General features: G+C 75.3%; 5 protein-coding genes. 4 read left to right on the top strand and 1 reads right to left on the bottom strand.

The window, feature by feature from the left end:
- Positions 1–263 precede the first annotated feature (263 nt).
- Together LCE31_RS33930 and LCE31_RS33925 are read left to right on the top strand one after the other, a co-directional pair.
- On the top strand, positions 264–2,021 hold the full coding sequence (locus LCE31_RS33930; RefSeq protein ID WP_225021370.1) for an NAD-binding protein: 1,758 nt from the start codon (positions 264–266) through the stop codon (positions 2,019–2,021).
- Positions 2,022–2,119: 98 nt separating this feature from the next.
- Positions 2,120–3,157, top strand: coding sequence for a phosphatidylinositol-specific phospholipase C domain-containing protein (locus LCE31_RS33925; RefSeq protein WP_225021368.1), 1,038 nt, complete (start codon positions 2,120–2,122; stop codon positions 3,155–3,157).
- A 277-nt stretch (positions 3,158–3,434) separates the two neighbouring features.
- On the opposite strand, the gene LCE31_RS33920 is transcribed toward LCE31_RS33925, so the two are convergent.
- Positions 3,435–4,964 (bottom strand): ATP-dependent DNA ligase, encoded by a 1,530-nt coding sequence (locus tag LCE31_RS33920; RefSeq protein ID WP_225021366.1) that lies wholly within the window; start codon positions 4,962–4,964, stop codon positions 3,435–3,437.
- A gap of 123 nt (positions 4,965–5,087) precedes the next feature.
- On the opposite strand from LCE31_RS33920, the gene LCE31_RS33915 reads away from it, so the two are divergent.
- Together LCE31_RS33915 and LCE31_RS33910 are read left to right on the top strand one after the other, a co-directional pair.
- Positions 5,088–6,014 (top strand): oxygenase MpaB family protein, encoded by a 927-nt coding sequence (locus LCE31_RS33915; protein WP_225021364.1) that lies wholly within the window; start codon positions 5,088–5,090, stop codon positions 6,012–6,014.
- Positions 5,996–7,061, top strand: a 1,066-nt coding sequence (locus LCE31_RS33910; RefSeq protein ID WP_225021362.1) for a serine/threonine-protein kinase, incomplete at its 3' end; no start/stop codon positions are given. The genes LCE31_RS33915 and LCE31_RS33910, both read left to right, overlap by 19 nt.

The raw sequence follows: 7,061 nt of genomic DNA, 5'->3' as shown, positions 1-7,061 counted from the left end.
GCCAGATCGGGTTCCAGTTCTGGATGCCCTCGGTGTAGTGCCACATGCGGTCGCGGTTGATGTGGTGGGCGCCGGCCTGGGCGGCGGCGCCCCGCCCCCCCCCCGCGCCCGGGGGGGGGCCCCCCCGGCCCCCCCCGGGCGGGGGGGGCCCGCACGACCTGACGGCGGTTCGGCAGACTGGGACCGTGCCCTCATTTCCCCGACAGGCCCTCCGCGCCGCCGCCGGCCGCGACGGCGAGCGACCGAGCGACCCCGACGGCCATATGATCGTGTGCGGCGACGACGGTCTGGCCAGGCGGCTCGCCACCGAACTCCACGAGCTGTACGGCGAGAGCGTCGTCCTCGTCATGCCGCCCGCGGGCACCGCGGAACGGCCGCGCGCCCGGTTCGGCGCCCGCAGGCCGACCGGTCTGCGCGTCATCGAGGCGACGGAGCTGCGCGACGAGACACTGGCCGACGCCGGCATCGCCGACGCCACCGCGCTCGCCCTGGCCTACGGCGACGACGAGACCAACATCCGGGCCGCACTCGCCGCCCGGCGCGCCAACCCCGGGCTCCGGCTGGTGATCAGGCTCTACAACCGCAGGCTCGGCGCACAGCTCGCCGACCTCCTCGACCAGGCGGGCGCGGGCGCGGACCCGCAGGGCGCGCCCGCCGCGACCGCGGGCACCACCGTGCTCTCCGACGCCGACACCGCGGCCCCCGCGCTCGCGGCGACCGCCGTCGCGGGCACCAGCAGGGCCATCCCCGCCGGCGGCGTCCTGCTGCGTGCCGTGGAGTACGGGGCGCCCGCCGCGGGCCCGGGCCCGCAGGCCCCGCTCGCCACCCTCGCCCTGCTGTCGACGGGCACCACCGGGGCCGGTACTCCCTACCGGGGCCAGGACAGCCCAGAACTCCTGCCCGACGACGACGCGGTGGCCGCCGCGACCGAGCGCGGCCGGGTGGTGCTCGAACGGATCGCGTCCACCGAAGGGGACACCACGCGCCCGGACGGACGGGGCGCCCCGCTGGCGGCCCTGTTCTCCCGCCAGGTGCGCTGGTCGTTCGCGGGCATCAGCGCCGTCGTCCTCGCCCTGGCCGGCGCGACCTGGGCCACCAGCGGCGACGCCAGCCCGATCGGCCCCCTCTACGTCGTCCTGCTCGACCTGTTCGCCATCGACGACCCGGCCCGCGGCCAGCCCGTCGACCGCCAGGTCCTCCAACTCCTCGCCGGATTCGCCGGACTCCTGCTGCTGCCGCTCGTCACGGCGGCCGTGCTCGAGGTGTTCGGCACCTTCCGCGCGGCGTCGTCGCTGCGCCGGCCGAGGCGCGGCCAGTCCGGCCATGTGGTGCTGCTCGGGCTCGGCAAGATCGGCGGCCGGGTGCTGCGGGAACTGCGCGCGCTGCGCATCCCCGTGGTGTGCGTGGAGGCCGACCCGTCCGCGCGCGGCGTCGCCGTGGCCCGGCGGCTGCGCGTGCCGACCGTCATCGGCGACGTCACGCAGGAGGGCGTCCTGGAGGCCGCGGGCATCGAGCGCGCCGCCGCGCTGCTCGCACTCACCAGCAAGGACACCACCAACCTGGAGGCGGTGCTGTACGCGCGGACCCTCGCCCCCGGCCTGCGTGCCGCGCTGCGGCTCTACGACGACGACTTCGCCACCGCCGTCTACCGCACGATGCGCGCGGCCTACCCGGCGGCGCTGACCCGCAGCCGCAGCGTGTCGACGCTCGCCGCACCGGCCTTCGCCGTGGCCATGCTGGGCCGTCAGATCGTCGGAGCGATCCCCGTGGAGCGGCGCGTACTGCTCATCGCGACCCTCGACGTCGAAGGCCACCCGCTGCTCGAAGGGCGCACGGTGGCCGACGTGTTCACGGCGGGCACCTGCCGGGTCGTGGCCGTCGACCGGCCGGACGACCGGGACGGCTCCGGTGTTCCCGCACCGCCGGGGGACTACGTCCTGCGGGCGGGCGACCGCGCCGTGATCGCGGTCACCCAGCGCGGGCTGGCGGAGTTCGTCGGCCGGCGCACGGTGGTCCCGTAAGCCCGCGTCCTCCCGCTCGTCACCGAACTCGCCTAGTCTCTCTGCTGTTTGGCACTGACCGGCATGCCCCATCCATGCTTCCCTAAGGACGTACCCCCATGTCCAGATCCGCCCGCACCGCCCTCGTCCTCGGCGCCGCCGCCCTCGTCGCCCTGCTCGGCTCGCCGGCCTCCGCCGCCGACGTACAGCAGCTCCCCTACTCCCAGTCGACGGCGGTCGGCATCCACAACACCTACGACACGGCCGCCTTCCCGTACCTCGCGAACGGCCTCGACACCGGGACCGGCCTGGTCGAGCTGGACACCTGGACGAACCTCGTGGGACCCGCCTTCCGCGTCTCCCACGACCCCGTCGGCAACAGCAACAACTGCACGGGCTCCACGACCGTGGCCGGCCTCACCACCGGCTCCACCGACAAGGACCTGGGCGGCTGCCTCACGGACCTGAAGACCTGGAGCGACGCCCACCCCGACCACGGCCCCGTCGTCGTCAAGGTCGAGATGAAGGACGGCTTCCTCGCCGACAGCGGCCGCGGACCCGACCAGTTCGACGCGCTCGTCAACAGCAAGCTCGGGGACTCCGTCTTCCGCCCCGCCGACCTGACCGCGGGCAAGTACGCCACCCTCGACGACGCCGCGAAGGCCAACGCCTGGCCGACCCGCGCACAGCTCAAGGGCAAGTTCGTCTTCGAGCTGATACCCGGCACCGTCGAGGAGCAGAACCCCTTCGACACGTACTGGACCGACCAGGAGTACGCGACCCACCTGCGCGACCTCCAGGCCGCGGGCAACCTGGCCCAGGCCGCCGCCTTCCCCGCCGTGCACACCGTCAACACGCCCGGCGACCCGCGCACCCGCTACTCGGACGCCACCCTGCGCCCCTGGTTCGTGTTCTTCGACACCGACGCCAACGGCTTCGTGACGAACGGCATCGACCTCAACTGGTACGACCAGAACCACTACTTCGTCGTCCTGACGGACGCGCAGAACGTCGCCCCCGCCATCGACGGCACCAACCCGACCGAGCAGCAGGCCAAGGACCGGCTGAACCTGCTGGCCGCGGACCACGCGAGCATCGTCTCCGCCGACTGGCGCTCACTGCCGGCGGTCGACTCCGCGGTCGTTCCGCGCGGCTGAGGCAGGGGGCGGCGACACCCGCCCAGGAACACCCGGGGGACACGTCAGGAGTGCCCCGGGGGCACCGGGGCATCCACCCCGGAACACCCCGGCGGACGCGTGCGGGGCGCCCATCAGGCGCGCCCCACGCGTCCGCCGCCGGCCGGACCCGCGGTCGCCCGGGCCGATCCTGTCGCTGTTCGGGCCGCGTCCGCGGTCGCCCGGGCCGGGCCCGCGGTCGTGCGGGCCGCGTCCGCCGCCGTGCGCCCGGGGAGGCCGCCGCCACCGGTCCGACCGCTCAGGCCCCCTGCGCCAGCACCGTCTCCACCGTGTCGGCGTCGTCCGCCCGCTTGTCCTCGCGGTGGCGCAGCACCCGAGCGAACCGCAGCGTCACCCCCGCCGGGTACCGCGTGGAGCGCTGGAGCCCGTCGTAGGCCACCTCCACCACCAGCTCCGGCCGCACCGTCACCGTGAACCCGTCGTCCGCGACCGCCAGTTCCCGCAGCCGGGCGGTCTGCCACGCCAGCATCTCGTCCGTGAGGCCCTTGAAGGTCTTGCCCAGCATCGCGAACGACCCGTCCGGCCTGAGCGCGCCCAGATGCAGGTTCGACAGCTTTCCCGTACGCCTGCCGTGGCCCCACTCCGCCGCCAGCACCACCAGGTCGAGCGTGTGCACGGGCTTGACCTTCAGCCAGGCCGCGCCGCGGCGCCCCGCGCTGTAGGGCGTGCCGAGACCCTTGACCACCACACCCTCGTGGCCGCGCTCCAGGGTCGCCCGCAGGAACGCCTCGCCCACCGCCGCGTCCCCGCCGTCCTCCTCCGTCACCACCCGCCGCACCCGCAGCGGCTCGGGCACCAGCCGCGCGAGCGCCGCGTGCCGGTCCGCGTACGGCAGGCCGAGCAGGTCCCGGCCGCCCTCCGCGAGCAGGTCGAAGAACACCGGCGACAGCGGCACCGCCGCGGCGGCCGACGTGACGTCCGTGCGCGACCCGACCCGCCCCGCCACCTCCTGGAAGGGCCGCGGCCTGCCCGCCGGGGCGAGCGCGATCACCTCGCCGTCCAGGACGAAGCCGTCCCCCGCCAGCCGCCGCGCCACCGAGGCGACCTCGGGCAGCCGGTCCGTGATGTCGTCGAGGGTCCGGGTGAACACCCGCACCTCCTCGCCGTCGCGGTGCACCTGCACCCGGATACCGTCGAGCTTCTCCTCCACCGCGCACCCGCCGAGCCGCCCCACCGCGTCGGTGACGGACGGCGCCGTCTGCGCCAGCATCGGCTGCACGGGCGAGCCCACCGTGAGCCGGAACTCCGCCAGAACCGCGGGCCCCTCGGCGAGCAGCCGCTCCGCCACCCGTGAGAGGGAACCCGCCAGCATCACCGCCCTGCGCACGTCGGCGGCCGGCGCCTGGGACGCGATCGCCAGCGCCTCCACCGCGATCGCGTCCAACGCCCCCTGCCGCACCTCGCCCGAGACGATCCCGGTCAGAAACCGCTGCTCGCCCGCGGTCGCCGCGCCCAGCAGCTCGCCCACCAGCCGGCGCCGCTCCGCCTGCGCACCGGGCCCCGCGACGGCGGCGCGCGCGGTGAACGCCGCATCCACCTCCCGCACCGTCAGCGACGGCTCCGCCGCGGGCGGGGGCGGGTCCTTCAGCGCGCTCCAGCCCACCCCGATCCGCCCCTGCGGCAACCGCCCCGCCAGGTAGGCGATCACCACGGGCACGTCCTCGGGCTCCGCGTCGCGGAACACCTCCGCGATCAAGGCGGTCTTGCGGGAGCGTGCCGACGTCTCGGCGACCTCCCCGGACACACGGGCGAGCGGAGCCAGCAGCATGCAGCCATAGTGCACCGGGCCCCCGCGGGGCCGCCGTGTGAAGGGGGCCGTGCGGGTCGTAGGCTGACCGACCGGGCACCCGGCGCGGTGCCCGACGACGACGAGACGGCAGCGGGAGGCCCGATGGACGAGACCGACGCGGGCCTGTTCGGACCCGGTTCCGTCACCTGGCAGCTGCACAGCGACCCGATCATGTGGATCGCCGGAATCCGCGCCCTCTACCTCCAGGCCCTGCACCCGCGCACCCTGCGCGGTGTGACGCAGAACAGCGACTTCCGCAAGGACACCTGGGGCAGGCTGCTGCGCACCGCCCGGTTCGTCGCCACCGTCAGCTACGGCACGACGTCCGCCGCCGAGGAGGCGGGCGCCCGCATACGGAGCGTCCACCGCCGCCTGAAGGCCACGGACCCCGCCACCGGCGAGCGCTACGGCGTCGACGAGCCGCGACTGCTGCTGTGGGTGCACTGCGCCGAGATCGACTCCTACCTCCAGGTCGCGCGCCGCTCCGGCCTGCCCCTCGACGACGCCGACGCCGACCGCTACGTCGACGAACACCGCCAGAGCGCCCGCCTCGTCGGACTCGACCCCGCCGAGGTGCCCGCCTCCACCGCGGAACTCGCCGCCTACTTCGCCCATGTCCTGCCCGAGCTCGCGTGCGGGTCCGAGGCGCGCGGAGTGGACGACTTCCTGCGCAGGCCGCCCGTACCCGCGCCGCTGACCCCCGCGCGGGCCGCACTGTGGGGCCGGGTGGCGTCCCTGGCGTACGACTCCCTGCCGCACTTCGCGCACGTGCTGTACGGACGCCCGGCGCCCGCGCCCGCCGCCGTGGACCGGCGGCTGCGGGTCGCGGGCAACCTGCTGCGGCTGATCCCCTCGACGGTGCGCTGGCAGCTCCCTCCGAAACACATCCTCGGGGCCGTGGCCCGGCTCGGACCCGACACCAGGCCCGACCCGTACACCCTGGGCCGCCGGTCGCCCATACTGGACGGGCCGGGAGGCGACCAGCGAAGCGACGGGGGCGACAGCGGGCCATGGCCGACACCAGGCTGATCCAGAGCCGGTACCGACTGCTCGAACTGATCGGGCGCGGCGGGATGGGCGAGGTGTGGGAGGCCACCGACGAGGCGCTCGGCCGGCGCGTCGCCGTCAAGTGCCTCAAACCGCTCGGGCCCGAACAGGACGCGTCGCTCGCCCGGGTGATGCGGGAGCGCTTCCGGCGCGAGGCCCGGGTCGCCGCCCAGCTCCAACACCGGGGCGTCACCGTCGTGCACGACTTCGGCGAGTACGACGGAGTCCTCTACCTCGTGATGGAGCTGCTCGCCGGGCGCAACCTCGGCCAGCTGCTGGCCGACCAGGGCGGCCCGCTGCCCGTCGCGGACGTCCTCGACATCACCGACCAGGTCGCCGACGCCCTCGCCTACACCCACGACCAGGGCATCGTGCACCGCGACCTGAAGCCCGCGAACATCATGCGGCTCACCGACGGCACGGTGAAGATCTGCGACTTCGGCATCGCCCGCCTCGGCCAGGACGTCAGCCTCACCTCCAAGCTCACCAACACCGGCATGGCCATGGGCACGCCGCACTACATGTCGCCCGAGCAGATCTCGGGCGGCGAACTCGACCGCCGCAGCGACCTCTACTCGCTCGGCTGCGTGCTGTACGAACTCGCCACCGGCGCGCCCCCGTTCGACAAGAGCCACGCCTGGGCCATCCTCGTCGGCCACCGCATGACCGAGCCGGTCCCGCCCCGCGAGCACCGGCCCGAGCTGCCCGGCCACCTCGACGCGCTCATCCTCGACCTGCTCGCCAAGAAGCCGGAGGACCGCCCCGCCGAGGCCGCGGAACTGCGCCGCAGACTCTTCGAGGCGCGCGCCGCCGAGGGCTTCCCGCCCGCACCGGGTGGCGGCGTGTCCTTCGTACGCCCCCTGCCGCCGGCGCCGCCCGCCCCGGGGCCCTCGGACAACTGGACGGGCGAGCACGCCCGGTCCACCCCCGGCGGGGGGGGGGGGGGCCCCGGGCCGCCCCCCCCCGCGCCGCCGCGCGCGGCCGCCCCCCGCCCCCCCCCCCCGCCCCACCCCCCCCCCCCCCCCCGCC

Source organism: Streptomyces sp. 8L (assembly GCF_020176795.1).
Classification (GTDB): domain Bacteria; phylum Actinomycetota; class Actinomycetes; order Streptomycetales; family Streptomycetaceae; genus Streptomyces.
Note: the sequence above shows the minus strand (reverse complement) of the source record. Positions and strands in the feature narration are given on the sequence as shown.